Origin of the sequence: Vallitalea guaymasensis (genome assembly GCF_018141425.1) — a bacterium.
GTDB classification, from domain to species: Bacteria; Bacillota; Clostridia; order Lachnospirales; family Vallitaleaceae; genus Vallitalea; species Vallitalea guaymasensis.
This window is the reverse complement of the sequence record NZ_CP058561.1, coordinates 2,687,283-2,702,796: the sequence shown is the minus strand read 5'-3', so window position 1 is coordinate 2,702,796 and position 15,514 is coordinate 2,687,283. Positions and strand designations below refer to the sequence as shown.

12 protein-coding genes are annotated in these 15,514 nt (G+C 30.1%); 2 read left to right on the top strand and 10 right to left on the bottom strand.

Annotated features, from left to right (window positions below; all coding sequences use genetic code 11):
* Positions 1–42 precede the first annotated feature (42 nt).
* From HYG85_RS11945 to HYG85_RS11920, 6 genes are all read right to left on the bottom strand, one after another.
* Positions 43–2,769 (bottom strand): ATP-binding protein, encoded by a 2,727-nt coding sequence (locus HYG85_RS11945; RefSeq protein WP_212693595.1) that lies wholly within the window; start codon positions 2,767–2,769, stop codon positions 43–45.
* Between the two features lies 1 nt (position 2,770).
* Positions 2,771–3,862: a metallophosphoesterase family protein gene (locus tag HYG85_RS11940; RefSeq protein ID WP_212693594.1), complete on the bottom strand. Its 1,092-nt coding sequence runs from the start codon at positions 3,860–3,862 to the stop codon at positions 2,771–2,773.
* Positions 3,863–3,994: 132 nt separating this feature from the next.
* On the bottom strand, positions 3,995–5,068 hold the full coding sequence (locus HYG85_RS11935; RefSeq protein ID WP_193774515.1) for a 6-phosphofructokinase: 1,074 nt from the start codon (positions 5,066–5,068) through the stop codon (positions 3,995–3,997).
* A gap of 155 nt (positions 5,069–5,223) precedes the next feature.
* Complete coding sequence (locus HYG85_RS11930) at positions 5,224–5,751, bottom strand: hypothetical protein (protein WP_212693593.1); 528 nt, start codon at positions 5,749–5,751, stop codon at positions 5,224–5,226.
* The gene (locus tag HYG85_RS24680; RefSeq protein ID WP_113673162.1) at positions 5,742–6,347 is read right to left on the bottom strand and encodes a J domain-containing protein; all 606 of its coding nucleotides are present in this window, start codon (positions 6,345–6,347) and stop codon (positions 5,742–5,744) included. Before HYG85_RS24680 ends, HYG85_RS11930 begins: the two co-directional genes overlap by 10 nt.
* 23 nt (positions 6,348–6,370) lie before the next feature.
* A complete protein-coding gene (locus HYG85_RS11920) occupies positions 6,371–7,222 on the bottom strand; it encodes a DUF5685 family protein (protein WP_212693592.1) in 852 nt (283 codons plus the stop codon).
* A gap of 494 nt (positions 7,223–7,716) precedes the next feature.
* Here HYG85_RS11920 and HYG85_RS11915 point away from each other — a divergent pair, with 494 nt between their 5' ends.
* Positions 7,717–8,475 (top strand): GntR family transcriptional regulator, encoded by a 759-nt coding sequence (locus HYG85_RS11915; protein ID WP_113673160.1) that lies wholly within the window; start codon positions 7,717–7,719, stop codon positions 8,473–8,475.
* Positions 8,476–8,560: 85 nt separating this feature from the next.
* Here the strand turns inward: HYG85_RS11915 and HYG85_RS11910 are convergent, their stop codons facing one another.
* The 4 genes from HYG85_RS11910 to asnS all read right to left on the bottom strand — a co-directional run bounded on the left by HYG85_RS11910 (position 8,561) and on the right by asnS (position 14,061).
* The gene (locus HYG85_RS11910; protein WP_113673159.1) at positions 8,561–9,586 is read right to left on the bottom strand and encodes a M42 family metallopeptidase; all 1,026 of its coding nucleotides are present in this window, start codon (positions 9,584–9,586) and stop codon (positions 8,561–8,563) included.
* A 34-nt stretch (positions 9,587–9,620) separates the two neighbouring features.
* Complete coding sequence (locus HYG85_RS11905; RefSeq protein ID WP_244971317.1) at positions 9,621–10,472, bottom strand: mechanosensitive ion channel family protein; 852 nt, start codon at positions 10,470–10,472, stop codon at positions 9,621–9,623.
* A gap of 48 nt (positions 10,473–10,520) precedes the next feature.
* Positions 10,521–12,362 carry a hypothetical protein gene (locus tag HYG85_RS11900; RefSeq protein ID WP_212693591.1) on the bottom strand — a complete coding sequence of 614 codons (1,842 nt, stop codon included), beginning with the start codon at positions 12,360–12,362 and terminating at the stop codon, positions 10,521–10,523.
* 307 nt (positions 12,363–12,669) lie between these two features.
* Positions 12,670–14,061, bottom strand: a complete 1,392-nt coding sequence (gene asnS / locus HYG85_RS11895) for an asparagine--tRNA ligase (RefSeq protein ID WP_212693590.1) — start codon at positions 14,059–14,061, stop codon at positions 12,670–12,672.
* Between the two features lie 332 nt (positions 14,062–14,393).
* Here asnS and HYG85_RS11890 point away from each other — a divergent pair, with 332 nt between their 5' ends.
* On the top strand, positions 14,394–15,509 hold the full coding sequence (locus HYG85_RS11890) for an aminopeptidase (protein WP_276515030.1): 1,116 nt from the start codon (positions 14,394–14,396) through the stop codon (positions 15,507–15,509).
* The last annotated feature ends 5 nt before the right edge of the window (positions 15,510–15,514 follow it).

The window sequence follows — 15,514 nt, the reverse complement described above, 5'->3', positions numbered from 1 at the left end:
TTTTATGACAATCATAAATTCTTACTATCAAACAATCTTATCCTATAAAGCTATATAATTAAACTCCACATTAAGCCCCTTCAATATTTCTTCCTCTCTCCTATGACACGATAATATAATTATCTGTCTATCTAGATTTCCTAGGGTTTCCATAACCATCTTTAGTCTATCATTATCGTACTGGACAAAGCAATCATCTAGTATAAGTGGTAATGACTTATCCTCTTTTATTATGTCAATCAGTCCTAGCCTTAATCCAAAATACATCTGGTCAATGGTTCCTTTACTTAATGAATCTATAGAGATTAATTCATGATTTTCAGGTTCATATGTAAGAATCTCCATGTTAGGATTTATCTTGATATCATTATATTTTTTATTGGTTATGTTACTGATTATATTAGAAACTTTTTCGTTGAGTTTCGGTGCAAAGTTATTCTGTATATCTTTAGATATATTCTCAATAGCATCTCTTGCCATTGTGAGAGCCTTAATTTTCTTATCGTAATCAGATTTCATATTCAATTTGTTTGATATATCCTCTTCAATATCTACTATAGGTCTAACATCCTTTTGTAGATTAGCTATTTTAGTCTCATAAGAAGTTATATCTTTGCTAATATGTAAAATATCATTTACAAGGTTATCCTGCTCTATTAATAGTTCATCTTTAGATTTATCAGTTGTCATTTGTACCTGATTATACTTTGTCAACTTTTGTTCCAACTCTATTAAAGTATTATCCCCAAGCAATCTGCTTAATAATTCTTTTTTATTATTGATGTTACTTATCATGTTATGATAGTGATATTTCTTATCTTTTACTTGTTGCAATCCTTTTTCATCTTGAACCTTATACCTATCAAATACCTCCTTGATCTCTTTATTCAACTTAGATATTTGCTCATTGATGCTATTATATTTTGCTAATCTATTCTTTTTATCTTCATTTTTATGATTAATATTTTTCCTAGTATCTTTAAAAATCTCATATTTTTCTTTAACCAAGTTAATATTATTAATATCTAGGTTCTTAGTATCCAATAATAGGTTTACATAATATGTTAATCTTTCTTCTTTTTGCTTCTTTTCAAGTTCTAATTTTTCTAGGTTATTAATAGCCTTTGTATATCTTTTCTTATTATCTTCATGAATTACATTCATATGAATTACTTTATCTTTTAGTTTCCTTAACTCAATAAGTTCTGTACAACTATGTTTCTTCAATATTTCATTTTGCTTTTGTACAATTTTATCTAGTTTATTTTGTTTTTTGCCTTCTGTTGATTTGATCCTATTGATTTCATTAAGCAGAATATCTAATTTACCCTTATTTTTTCTATAACCCATTGTAGTGTATATAGCTACACCAGCAAATACTACAGATACAGCTATAACTATTATTTGAGAAGATATGATACCACTTACCAAAAGACCAACAAAAATCAAAAATGAGAATGAAGATATTAATTTACCATGTTTTTGATTAGCCAGCATATCTTGATATTTTTGTTCTTTTAATTCAGTTTCCACTGATTTGCTGTATTTTATCTCTTTTCGTTCTTCTTCCAGTCTAGTATATTCATATTCATCTTCTATAACACCATTATTTTCTTTTTCGCTATTTAAATTTATCTTAAGTTCCTCTATCATATCTCTTAATTCATTACATTTTTTCACCATATCATTATAGATATTATACTGGGAAGCTATACTGTCAATATCATTCAAATCTTCATCTTCTAACACCTTGACTTGATTATATATCTCATATTGTTTTTTTAGATAGTTCTCTATCTCTGTTAGTTCTGATTTTAATTCATCATGCTGCATTTTACATGATTCTAGATTATTAAGTTTCTTTATAGCCTCATCTATAAGTACTATATCAGCATCTTTGAACTGTTCTATATCTTTCAGTTCAGTAGTTTTATTATCTATATATTCTTTTAGCCTTAATCCTTCTTCATAGGCTTTTTTAACTTCCTCTTTACTTAGATAATCAAGTAATTCTTCATTATCCTTTTTTCTATTTTCCATTTCCTTTAAGTTATTATTGATGTTATTCAATTCTTCTTGTTTCTCTAGAACCTTCTGCCATGTTTTTTCAGCTTCCGCTTTTTCTTTTTTCAGTTTTTTTATTTCTTCCGTAAGTTTTCCATAAGGGGTTGTCTTTTTTCTGCCAGCAGTACCTATTTCATCTAATTTCTTATTTAATTTTTCGATGACATTCCTTACTGAGATCTCTTCATCCTTACTTTCACCTAGATTGATAAGGCTGTCTTTTACTTCTTTTACCAGTTCGTCAGAGGTTTTACTGCTAAGCTGACCGATACTGATTGTATTATTGAAGGTTGATTTGTTGATACCTATATGTCTAGAGGCAGGTTGATATAATTTGGTAGCACTATCATACTCAAATTTTTCAGTAATATTTTCTCCAGTATCATTATCAAAGATCTCTACCTTATCGTTACGTTTCATGAAGTTTCTCTCGATACGGTATTCTTTTCCAAGATGTTTATAAACCAATATTCCTTTATACTTATTACTATTATTCCATGGCAAGAAACGATCATAATCAGGTGTGAACTGCTTATTCTTTCTATAAGGCTTATAGAAACCGTATAACATGCCTTCAATGAATTTATGTAGAGTAGATTTTCCTGCTTCATTATCCCCATAGATAACATTTATACCATCTGTTAATTTAATTTCTTTATCTTGGTATTTTCCAAAACTTATTATATCCATTTTATCTATGTACAAATCAGTTCACCTTCTCACTTAGTAACGCTTCAATACCTTCATATAAAGCCAATTTTGATATTTCATCTTGGATATTCTGTCTTTCCATGTATTCAATATATTTCCCTATAACATTATTTTCATTTTCTTGTTTTAATTTATCAAGGTCATAATCAGGTGTAGTGTTATCAATGATCTCAGCATATATTACGTATTCTTCCACTCTTTCTTTAATGTACTGTGTATCAAACAATATATCCTTGTCCCTTATGCCCTTCAAATTGAATCTATATAGATTCTTGAAATCATAGTCACTAACTATGAGCCTTATATTCTCTATAATATCTTCAATTGTCATATCATCTTCCACTGTAACATCTAGCCCCACAAATTGTCTTTTGGAAAAAGGCAGGAATTCAACATCTATTTTATCTTTGCTGATGCTGCCTTCTATAATTCCATGAACTCCTGTTTCGCCAAAATCAAGAGGTTCAGGACTTCCACAATAAGCGATATCAGGTTCTATAAAATTATGTTTATGTATATGTCCAAGAGCCACATAATCAAAGTTTTTACTTTTTAGATTATCCTTGTCTATAGGCAGATAATTGGACTTTTGATATATATCTCCATGGGCTAACAGTATATTGATGCGGTCGCTATTCTCAACTTCTATATCATTAAAAAGATTATCTTTTATCTCTTTTTTATTCCAACTTAATCCGTATATATCAACATTCAATTCTTCAAATGTAATTTTTTCAGTATTTGTATTCATTATATAAACATTGTTTGACCAATCTATTAGGTTATAATATGATTTGTCATTTATTATGGGGTCGTGATTACCAGCAATCATTATTACTTTTGTAGAACTAATTTTACTGAAACTATTATTGATTTCTTTTAGTTCTCCTATGGTAATGTATTCATCTTCAAATAAATCTCCACTTATGAGTAATAAATCAGCTTGTATTTCTCCTGCTCTCGAAACTATCTTCATAAAAGTTTCTTTTATCTCGTTTCTACGCTTTCTGGCAAATTCACTAGAGAAGCTAGCACTCTTGAATTCCATACCAATATGTACATCACCTGTATGAATAATCTTTATCATATACCCGTTCCCCTTTCTAACATTATTTTACTTTATATTAATCACTTAGTCACGTAAAACTTTCCTATAGAATACAAGAAAAGTAATCATGCTCTATTATTTTCTATAAAAAAAGAGAGTTCACTCACTCCCTTAATCTCCAAAACTCGCCCCAACCAATTTACCAGTACTTATTAGCAGATTATCTTTCTCAACTAGTTTCAACTTACCTGCTACTTGTTTTAAAGGTGTCGCCCATAATTTATTATTGACAACTGAAACTGTTTTTCCATAGTCTTTGCCCGCTATCATCTCAGCTGCATATGCACCAAGCTTTGTTGCCAATATTCTATCATATGGTGAAGGTGAACCTCCTCTTTGCTGATGTCCTGGTATAGTTACTCTTGTTTCTAGACCTAAGGCTTCATTAATCTGTTTAGCTAATCTATAGGATACTGATGGATATTTCATTTTTTCTCTTAGTTTTTTAAGTTCTTTTTTCTTCATATTGGATTCTTCTATTGAAAGTGCTCCTTCTGATACAGCTAATATTGAGAAGTCTTTACCTGAAGAATGTCTTTTGTCCAAGGAAGCTATAACTTTATTTATATCATAAGGGATTTCAGGAATCAAAATTACATCTGCTCCACCAGCAACCCCTGCGTGTAATGTCAACCAGCCTGCCTTGTGACCCATTAACTCAACCAACATGACTCTATCATGTGAATCAGCTGTTGTATGAATTCGGTCGATTACTTCAGTTGCGATATCTACTGCACTATGGAATCCAAAAGTTATATCTGTACCCCATATATCGTTATCAATAGTCTTTGGAAGAGCTATTACATTAAGTCCTTCTTCCCTAAGGAGATTAGCGTTTTTATGTGTTCCATTACCTCCAAGTGTCACTAAGCAGTCTAATTTCATTTTTTCATAGTTATTTACCATATTTTTTACTTTATCAATATTATCTTCTTCAATTTTTCTCATTTTCTTGAATGGAGTTCTGGATGTACCAAGTATTGTTCCTCCCCTAACAAGTATTCCGGAGAAATCCCTTGGAGTCAACACTTGATAATTACAATGTATTAAGCCTTTGAAACCATCTTTTATACCGATTATCTCACAATCAATCATACCATAAGAAGCTCTTGCTACACCTCTAATTGCTGCATTCAAACCTGGACAGTCTCCCCCACTTGTTACGATTCCAATCCTTTGTTTCATCAAAACCACTCCGTTATTTTATTTTGTATTAAAAATTATCATATTCAATTTATATACCTAATGTAATATATATTATCACCTAAAATATATATTTACATTCAAGAAAAGTGACTAGGTCGTATATTTCTGTAGAGACTATGTTTTGATTATTGTACTCAAAGATATTTTTTTAATCTTGGTTTTATTCTATTTGCATATACGTGGAGGAAGTATCCTAAGAAGTAATCATATGCGATAAAAAATACTTCTGCTGCCAAAATTACCCACCATGTTACATTGAAGGGTAAAACTGCTACAAATTGCTTTATAACGAAGTAGTAAATTACCAACACCAGATTGAAATATACTATCTTCAATACGACTTCTATTATGACTGATAAGTTTTTACGGTTTATTAATATTTCAATTAAGTATTTGACTATACTATATAGCCCAAAAAACGCAATATATGTTATGATCTGTATCTTATCAGGTACTAATATAAGTGCAAGCAGACTGGATGCTATATAAAAACTCACACCACTGGCTAAATTGAATTCAATGATCACTACACCTATCAAAATAGCTGCTAGTGCAAATATAATTAATGTATTACTGACAAATATTGTACTTGACAACAATATAATCTGATTAATCGCCAGTAATATTCCTAGATATGCTACTCTTTTTGTTTTTAACAACATGAAATTAAATCCCCTCCAAGACATTCACATAAGCAATCTGCACATATGAGTTGTGAACAGCATCCACAAGCATCTGAATTATTGTTCCCTCTATTATATTGATATGCTCTAGTATTATATCCATTCTGAACATTTTGGAGTCTTGATAGATGATTTCTATACTCTATATTGTTTGGAGCCATATTCACAGCTGTTCTAGCATATTCGAATCCTTGGTTGGTATAGCCTGTACCAACAAGACAGATACTCATTAGATAGTACCATTCAGCATTTTTATCACTCATAGCATTGAGCATATTCATTGCATCTTGGAATCTTCTAACTTGAATATAACTTCTTACATTCATATATTCCGAAGATGTATATCCAGAACCTGAATTACTGCTGCTGTAACTTGAATTTGTATAGTCATTAGTGTTCATTAGTGATTCATACGCTTCCTGGACTTCTCTGAATTTCTCTTCTGCAAGATCGTTCAATGGGTTGTCTGCATATCTATCTGGGTGATATTTTTTTGCTAATTCCCTATACGCCTTTTTTATTTCATCTTTACTTGCTCCTCTTTCTATTCCTAATACTTCATAAGGGTCTCTCATTGTCTTTTCCTCCTAGTAAGAATTTAATTGGTTTCTTCTAATCTGTTGCATTTATTGCAATCATCTTTGTCAAAAATTATTCTCATTCTATTTTTAATTCCAGAGTATATTATATTATCTAGAATAGGCTTTTCTTTTACCAAAGGTAATTTATCCAGTTCACTATCCAAAAAAGATAGATTCATGTTCAATAGGTTCTTAGCATATTCTTCTATGTTTTCTTCTTCACATAATAAAAATGGATTATAACTTTTATTCTTCTTATCTTTCTCTATATCATCATAGGCATCTAAAATATAAATATATTTTCCCAAATATAAGCCAATATTATTTAAGTATTGTTTCCAATGGTCTTGTTTATAAATCATAAGTTGTCCCATTAGATGTCCAAAAACATTTGATACCTTATCAATATCCTTACAATCAGCTTTTTCAAGTTCTTCTAATTCTTTTATGAATTTAATTATCACTTCATTCTTTTCTGGATACTTTTTCTTGGCTTTTCTATATCCTCTATTAAATAGCATCATTGCAAGAAGGCTTTTTATGCTTCTTTCATCTTTCCAGTCATCTTTTAGATTATTATATGCTAACATAATATTAAGTGCTGCACAATATTCACTTACCTCATTATCTATCATCAACTGTTTGTTATGAGGATGAGCCACACATCTGCAATTAGAGCAATTATTTACAGGTTCATATAGAGACGTTAAGATGATAACAAGGTATGTCATGTCATAATTCAATGTAAGCCTGCTAAGATTTCCATAATTATGCTTCAACGCCATACACAATCCACAATAATATCCTTTGTATGTCATATATTCTCTTACTTTTAATTCAAGTTTATCAATCTGCACATATCCAAACATTTTAAGTCCTCTCTACTAATTTATTAAAACAATATAGCACAAAATCAAGGTAACTATTAAGTTTTTTCCAAATAATACCGATATATTATATACATAAATGACATTAAAAATCTTAATATTATTAGTATAAAGCATAAGTAATAAAAGCTCAACACTACAATTATTAATTTTTTGTGTACAATTTCTATGTACTCCTGTCAAGGGAAGTTTCTAAAATTAAGCACATAAATATATAAATGCTATATCAAATTTTTATAAAAGAAATTTCATTTTATGTAAAAATCACATTTAATATTTAAAAATATATTTTATAAGGTAAGATTGGCTTTTTATTAGGGCAAAATCGCTAGTATACTAACATTTTTATATAGCAATTTTTAACTATTATAATATTTAATGAAATTAGCCCTTGCTTTTTTCTCCAATTATTGTAAAATAGGTGTTGTAGCAGATAAACCTTATACTAAAAATATAATAAAGTAGGGTGATGAATTATGGCAAGTATTGATAGTTTCAAAAAGTATACCGTTAACAAGTCAACTCCTATTCCTCTATACTTTCAATTCAAGAATATTTTGATTGAAATGATGAAGGATGAAGTTTTAAAACCAGGTGATATGATACCTACTGAGTTTGAGCTATGTGATATTTATGGTATAAGCAGAACAACAATCAGACAAGCATTAACTGAATTAGTTAATGAAGGTAAGTTTTATCGTGTAAAAGGTAGAGGTACTTTTGTTGCTCAAACCAAAATTAAACATGATTTTACTCAGAAAGCAGAGAGCTTTGATAATGAGATGTTACGAAATGGATATACCCCTAGTACTAAGGTTTTGGATTTTAAGGTAGTTTCCGCTACCCCAGAAGTTGCATCTGCTTTAAATCTCGCACCGAATACAGACGTTATCTATTTAAAGAGGCTCCGATTTGTAAATAATGAACCATTAATGATTTCTCAAACTTATTTACCTTATTCATTTTGTAAACATATTCTCGATAATAATATGAATGAAGAATCACTATATAGCATACTATCTAGCAATATTAATACTAAAGTCTATAAAATAGTTAAAGAAATGGAAGCTGTTGTTCCTACTAAGGAAGATTGTGAATTACTTGAAATCAATAAGACAACTGCAATACAATTATTTCATGTAAAAGGTTATAATAAATTTGAGACACCTGTAGAGTACACTGTCTCTAGATTTAGAGGAGATAAGAATATTTTCTCTGTAGAACAGTTTGTTTAATCAACGGTCAATATTTGCAAAAACCTCAGGTTAATTCCTGAGGTTTTTACTTTTATATTAATTCTTTTGCCTACATATATTTTACTTATTTAACATACTCTGATAATAGTTTTAAGGTGTTTAGAATGCCCTCTATATGAGTTCTTTCCATTCCATGGGATGCATGTACCCCTGGCCCAATAAGCGCCCCTCTGATGTTGTTTCCTGCACGTAGAGCAGCAGATGCATCTGAACCATAGTTAGGATAGACATCCAATGCATATCCAATCTCTTTATCTTTTGCAATTCTGACTAATTCATTGACCATATTATAGTCATAAGGTCCTGATGAATCCTTTACACAGATAGATACGTCATGTTCAGTACAGCAAAGGTCATCTCCCATTGCACCCATATCTATTGCAATCATTTCTGTTATATCTTGTGGAATATAAGAAGAACCATGTCCTACTTCTTCATATGTGGATATAAATATTTTTATTGTGTTATCAGGTATTATATTATTATCTTTTATGTATTTCATTAAAGCAAAAATAGTAGCTATCCCTGCTTTATCATCTAGATGTCTAGATTTTATATAACCACTTTTTGTTATCTGCACTCTAGGATCAAAAGCAATGAAGTTACCTACTTCTATTCCTAGTTCTTCTACATCTTCTTTTGACAATACACTCTCGTCTATTCTTACTTCCATATTTTCTTCTATTCTTTTATGCTCTGATGCGTCAGAAAATACGTGAACCGAAGGTTTTGTAGTTAGTATGGTTCCGTCATATTCTTTACCGTCTCTTGTAAATATCTTGCAGTATTCGCCTTCTATACTGTTCATTAGATATCCGCCTATACTAGTGAACCTGATTGTTCCATTAGATTTAATGGATCTTACCATTGCTCCCAAAGTATCAACGTGAGCTGATAATCCTAGAACCTCTTTATTTTTACCTTCAATCTTTATGACTCCGCAGCCCTTGTTAGTGAATTCCATGTCATAACCCATGTCATTAGCTTCTTCTTTTATTAGTTTCATGATGTTTTGGCAAAATCCGCTGGGACTTTCCGTTTCCAGTATTTTTTTTAGAAAATCAAGAATGTAATCTTTGTACTTTTCCATCTATACATCTCCTCTGGTAAAAATATTTTATATTTTACTTAGCAATCTTACCTTCATTATTAACAATGTTTACATCCATATGTGGATAAGGTATTGAGATATTTTCTTCATCAAACTTAATCTTAATCTGTTCTATCAGGTCAAACTTCACCTGTAGATAATCTTTTGTTTTACACCATACCAATACAGCAAAATTAACTGAACTATCTCCATGTTCACTAATATTAATGTATGGTTCTCTGTCCTTAAGTATGAGAGCATGTTTCTCAATAACTTCTTTTATTGCCCTCTTAACAGCAAATGTGTCCTCTTCATAAGCTACACCAAAAGTCAGATCAACCCTTCTGATATCCATTGTTGAATGATTAATGATACTGCTGTTGGATAAGCTTCCATTAGGTACAGTTATCACTTTATTGTCTCTTGTTCTTAGTGTTGTATAGAACACTTGAATATCTTCTACTATACCTTCATGTCCAAATGCTTTTTCTTCAATGAAATCTCCTACTTTGAATGGTCTCAATAATAATATTAAGATTCCTCCTGTAAGGTTAGCAAGACTTCCTTGTAGTGCCATACCAATACCAATACCAGTTGCTCCAAGAACCGCTATAAGAGACGTCATAGGAACCTCTAGATTTTCCATTATTATTATGCCAAGTAAGATTTTTAGTATTAGTCTTACTGCTGATAATAAGAATTTTGATAAGGATACATCTACTTTTGATTTCTTTAAAAACTTCTCCATCAACTTAACTAAATACTTAATTATTTTCGATCCAATAATTAATATAAGTAAGCTCATTAAGATTTTAAAACCATATACTGTCAATATTTCTAGAGCCTTAACTTTGATATTGTCTAACTGCTTCATAACTGTGTCCATAATGTCTTCCTTTCTTTAGTAATTTACTAACCTATAAATATAAATTATCTATTGATTAGTTTTTGCATCATCTTTGTCTGTATTTTTATCTTGTAATAATATAAGTGGAGATATATCCCTCCATTTATTTATTGCTGTTTCTTTTTTATAGACCTTATCCAAATAAGAATATTTTATTGAAAATACGTATTCTTCGTCATTAGTCAATTTCATAGAAATGTATTTACCATCATAAGAACAGTATTTTATACCTACTTCTTTTCTGTCAGGTATTATATCTCTATATTCCAATTGGTCCAATACAGCATTTATATCTTTTTCTGATAGACTATATATGTTATCTTCAATAAAATTATCAGTTATAGTTCTTATATTAAATCCAGGATGATTAATACTAAAAGTATATAAATCATTAATGCCTGTATCTACAATCTTCCATGTCTCGTTCTTTTCCAGAGCAAATCTCTCATAGCTTTGATAATTATTAGAATTTGAGGCTATTACAAAAGCATATCTACCATCAGTATTCATATATCTTATAAATACCTCTGAGGCAAAATATTCTTTTATACTCTTTTCAATATCTTCATCATAAAATACTTTTGTCTCTAGTGGTTTCTCGAATTGGTAACCTAAATAATCTTTTTCATCAATGAAATCATAGTTCGTCTTATCAACCACTGCATATTTATTATCATCTATCTTATATGCAATCATATAATTTTTATCTGCATAGTTATATAAAAAATTCATCTTGTCATAAACATCTTCTGGTATATCAAGATTATCTTTAACGATTATATCTTTTATAAAAACAGATACGTCTTTGTCTTTGTCATAAGGATTATTTAAGTAAACTACATATTCATTCTTAGGCAGTTTTTCTACTTGATCAAGTAATAAGGTACAATAATTTTTAATCTTACCTAAAATAAGCTTGTTCTTCTCATTTGTTATATCTTTTTTACTATAATGAGTTATATATTTTCCATAATTATTAAGAACGCAATCAATTTTATTCTCATCTGTCAGTATTAATATATTTTTTATTAGTTCTTCGTCTCCTATGAGTATATCCGTCAATATCATTTCTATATCTTCAGTTGATATTATCTCTTTATCAATGATATCTAAAACTTTTGTTCGAGTATTGTCACTATCATTTTTATATATACCATAGAGTTCATCACTTTTAACCTTAGCAATGTCTGCTAGTAATTGTTTTGTTCTCGTTTCATCAATGATTAAATCTATAACCACTTTGTCTGACTCCATATTGATACTATGGATAGTTGCTATGTCGGGTATATTAAAGTCATCTAAGCTTATATTTAATATCTCTTTGTTTTCAATCAACTTATCCTTTATAGATTCTTCTATAGATTTAGGTAGTGATAAAAAGTTCTTGTTTCTTAGTTTCATGTTAGTAAAATTAATTTGTATCTCTCTATTATCGTTATCTAGAGTTACATCCATGGATATTGGTATATTGATGCCATGTATAGTAGTGTTAATATATGCTTTACTTTCATTAGTATCAATAAAACCATTATTTATAATGTAACCATTTTGTTCACTCATCTCTTCAATTTTATGATTGAATGCTGTTGTTATAACGTCTATTGGTATTTCTATGGATACATTGTTTTCTTTTATCTCAATAATCTTCCCTAAATCTTTATCATTAAAATATCCTTTGAATTCCATTTGATTAAAAGCAACTGTAAACGACGAATTATGCAAATATATTAATAGGAATCCTATAAATAATACAATAAGTGTAAGAAACCCTAGTCCAATCCTAAGAGCCCTTTTATATATTGCTTTCTTATCTATAGTCTTGGTATCCTTCAAATCTTTAGTGTCACTTTCCTTTTCTTTTTTTCCCATTGATATCATTACTTTGTTTTAATCTAACAAAGTTAACCTCCTAATAATTATTCCTATCATAGATACTCTTATTTGGATACGAGTATATTATATAGTTTGTTTTCCTATAAAACAAGTAAGTTTTATTATAATTATCGCCAAATTTACTTTAATTTACAATAATTATATGAAAAAACTTCAATAATAGGAGGCATCACCCCTAATATATCAAATTCAACAGGTAATTTTACAGCATAAAATAAAAAAACCCGTAATTCCTATTGGAAAAACGAGTTTATATTATATAAGATAGTCTTGGCAGACTATTTTAGATATCACAGTTATTTACTGTTCTAGGGAATGGGATTACGTCTCTTATGTTACTCATACCTGTTATATACATAATCATACGTTCAAATCCTAATCCGAATCCAGCATGGTTGCATCCGCCGTATTTTCTTATATCTAGATACCACCAGTAGTCTTCTTCTTTTAATCCTGATTCTTTCATCTTGGATATTAGTTTGTCGTAGTCTTCTTCTCTTTGGCTACCACCGATGATTTCACCAACACCTGGAACTAATAGGTCCATAGCTGCAACTGTCTTATTATCTTCATTCAACTTCATATAGAAAGCTTTTATTTCTTTTGGATAGTCGATGACGAATACAGGTTTTTTAAATACTTTTTCAGTTATATATCTTTCATGCTCTGTTTGGAGATCCGCTCCCCATTTTACAGGATAATCAAATTTCTCTCCACTTTTTTCTAGAAGCTCAACAGCCTCAGTATAAGTGATTCTCTCAAATTTATTGTTAAGTACATTATCAAGTCTTTCTGATAAACCTTTGTCAATAAATTTATTGAAGAATTCCATTTCTTCTGGAGCATTTTCTTTAACATAAGTAATGATGTATTTTATCATTTCTTCTGCTATATCCATATCATCAATCAAATCAGCAAAAGCCATCTCTGGTTCGATCATCCAGAATTCTGCTGCATGTCTTGCAGTGTTAGAATTTTCTGCTCTGAATGTTGGTCCGAATGTATATACATTCCTAAATGCCATTGCATAAGTTTCAACATTAAGCTGACCACTAACTGTAAGATTAGTCTCTTTTCCAAAGAAATCTAGTTTGTTGTCAATATTACCTTCTTCGTCCTTTGGAACGTCATTCAAGTCAAGTGTAGTAGCTCTGAACATTTCTCCTGCTCCCTCACAATCACTACCTGTAAGGATTGGAGTATGAACATATACGAATCCTTTATCTGAGAAGAATCGATGTATTGCCTGAGCCACAACTGAACGTATTCTGAATACCGCTGCAAAAGTGTTGGTTCTTGGTCTAAGATGTGAGATGGTTCTTAGATATTCAAATGTATGTCTTTTCTTCTGTAATGGATAGTCTGGTGTTGATGCACCTTCTATCTGTACTTCTGTTGCTTGCATTTCAAAAGGTTGTTTAGCACCTGGTGTCTCAATAAATTTACCTTTTACAATAATTGATGAACCAACATTCAACTTGGATAGCTCATCAAAGTTTTCTAATTCGTTATTAATTACTACTTGAAGATTATTAAAAAATGTCCCATCATTAAGAATAATGAATCCAAAGGCTTTTGAAGCTCTAACGCTTCTTATCCAACCTGAGACTGTTATTTCTTTATCTGTATATTGGCTGGTATTTCTAAATAATTCTTTAACTGATGTATATTTCATTATAGTTCTCCTTCCTTTCAAACTTTCTAATTGGTATTATACCATAGTCATTCAAATTTTTTTATATTTAAATGAATAATTTTTTACTTTGTAACTTAAATTATTAAAGTTATAAGTCTCTTAAATAATATTTATTATAAGTATAACCAATTAACTTATTTTTTTTACCTAATTATGTTATACTTATTACTAATTCACGGTACAAAAAACAAAGAAATTTTAATATTGGTGTTTATATATAAAAGGATAGTAATTAATATAAAAACGATTCTTATATTACCGTGTACCACAAGAAAAGTATACTACTAAATAAAAGAAAGGACGGATATATAATGGATTCAAGAATTGTAAAGTTAGCAAAAATTCTAGTTAATTATTCTTGCAAAGTAAAAGAAGGAGATAAGGTTTTAATACAGCATGTTGGTGATTCCACATTACCTCTTACTAGGCAATTGATAAAAGAAATTTATGCAGTTGGAGGTATTCCATTCGAAAAACATATAGATGAATCTGTACAAAGAGAGTTATTACTAAATTGCACTAAAGAACAAATAGATTTGATGGCTGAATCTGATTTGACGATCATGCGAGAAATGGATTGTTACATTGGTGTTAGAGCTTCTGATAACGTTAATGAGCTAAGTGATGTTCCAAGTGACAAAAGAGGATTATATGAAATGTATCATTTTACTCCTGTACACAGAGATGTTCGTGTTCCTGATACTCGTTGGGTTGTTATGAGATACCCTAACAATTCTATGGCACAACTTGCTAATACGAGTCTAGAAGATTTTGAAGACTTCTATTTTAACGTTTGTACACTTGATTATGGAAAGATGTCAAAAGCTATGGATAATCTAGTAGATCTTATGAACAAGACTGATAAAGTAAGAATCGTTGGTGAAGGAACTGATATTTCATTCTCAATCAAAGGTCTTCCAGCTATCAAATGTGATGGCGGATGCAATATTCCTGATGGTGAAGTTTATTCAGCGCCTGTTAAAGATTCTGTTAACGGTGTTATCAGTTATAATACACCTGCTGTTTATAGAGGTTTTACTTATGAAAATATCGTTTTTGAGTTTGAGAATGGTAAAATCATAAAAGCGACTGCTAATGATACAGAGAAGATCAATGCTGTACTTGATACAGATGAAGGAGCTAGATATATAGGTGAATTTGCTATTGGTGTTAATCCTTATATCTTAAATCCTCTAAAAGATACTTTATTTGATGAAAAGATTATGGGTAGTATCCACTTTACACCTGGTAATTCATATGATGACTGCGATAACGAAAACCATTCAGCTATCCACTGGGATTTAGTTTATATTCAAACTCCTGATTTTGGCGGTGGAGAAATTTATTTTGATGATGTGCTTATTAGAAAAGATGGTATGTTTGTAGTTCCAGAACTTGAGTGTTTGAATCCTGAGAATCTTAAATAAAAAGA

What these genes read in the sequence shown, in the direction of transcription:
- asnS (WP_212693590.1), bottom strand. Translation starts at nt 14,061, where the DNA reads ATGAAATATACATCAGTTAAAGAATTATTTAGAAATACCAGCCAATAT.
- HYG85_RS11940 (WP_212693594.1), bottom strand. Translation starts at nt 3,862, where the DNA reads ATGATAAAGATTATTCATACAGGTGATGTACATATTGGTATGGAATTC.
- HYG85_RS11890 (WP_276515030.1), top strand. Translation starts at nt 14,394, where the DNA reads ATGGATTCAAGAATTGTAAAGTTAGCAAAAATTCTAGTTAATTATTCT.
- HYG85_RS11915 (WP_113673160.1), top strand. Translation starts at nt 7,717, where the DNA reads ATGGCAAGTATTGATAGTTTCAAAAAGTATACCGTTAACAAGTCAACT.
- HYG85_RS11920 (WP_212693592.1), bottom strand. Translation starts at nt 7,222, where the DNA reads ATGTTTGGATATGTGCAGATTGATAAACTTGAATTAAAAGTAAGAGAA.
- HYG85_RS24680 (WP_113673162.1), bottom strand. Translation starts at nt 6,347, where the DNA reads ATGAGAGACCCTTATGAAGTATTAGGAATAGAAAGAGGAGCAAGTAAA.
- HYG85_RS11910 (WP_113673159.1), bottom strand. Translation starts at nt 9,586, where the DNA reads ATGGAAAAGTACAAAGATTACATTCTTGATTTTCTAAAAAAAATACTG.
- HYG85_RS11935 (WP_193774515.1), bottom strand. Translation starts at nt 5,068, where the DNA reads ATGAAACAAAGGATTGGAATCGTAACAAGTGGGGGAGACTGTCCAGGT.
- HYG85_RS11905 (WP_244971317.1), bottom strand. Translation starts at nt 10,472, where the DNA reads ATGGACACAGTTATGAAGCAGTTAGACAATATCAAAGTTAAGGCTCTA.
- HYG85_RS11900 (WP_212693591.1), bottom strand. Translation starts at nt 12,362, where the DNA reads ATGGGAAAAAAAGAAAAGGAAAGTGACACTAAAGATTTGAAGGATACC.
- HYG85_RS11930 (WP_212693593.1), bottom strand. Translation starts at nt 5,751, where the DNA reads ATGTTGTTAAAAACAAAAAGAGTAGCATATCTAGGAATATTACTGGCG.